Source organism: Litoribacterium kuwaitense (assembly GCF_011058155.1).
Taxonomy (GTDB): Bacteria; Bacillota; Bacilli; order Bacillales; family DSM-28697; genus Litoribacterium; species Litoribacterium kuwaitense.
Genome location: NZ_JAALFC010000126.1, coordinates 1 through 408, shown reverse-complemented (window position 1 = coordinate 408; position 408 = coordinate 1). Strand labels below are relative to the sequence as shown.

At 40.2% G+C, this 408-nt stretch carries 1 pseudogene; it reads right to left on the bottom strand.

The features are described 5' to 3' along the window. Nucleotides 1-240 (bottom strand): annotated as a pseudogene (locus G4V62_RS21120) (IS5/IS1182 family transposase); the annotation flags it as partial. Nucleotides 241-408 lie beyond the last annotated feature (168 nt).

The following is a 408-nucleotide window of genomic DNA, read 5'->3' as shown; positions in this document are numbered from 1 at the left end:
TTTTAACCGTTTGACGAGGTCTTTCATTGTCACGATACGCTCCACCACACGAGCGATCAGTGAATAGACCATGGCGCCATAGTTTAACTCTCTTGGGGCACCCAGTTTATTGGGCTTTTCTAGTAAAGCCCAGATAGGATTCAGATTAAGGGCTGAAAAGACAGCCTCAAAATGATTGGAAGGCTCCATCTCATATAATTCATGCATGTCAAATAGACTTAGTTGTCGTATAATGGACATAGGGCATCTCACCTCTCTGTTAGGTTAGTGTGGTAACTACCATTATACAGAATTTGGGGAGGTGCTCCATTTTTGTGCCTTGAATACCTTGAGACTCAAGGGCTCTAAATTATGAAATTAACTCGTATGTTAAAATTAATCCCACCCACTATATATTCTATCAAAATA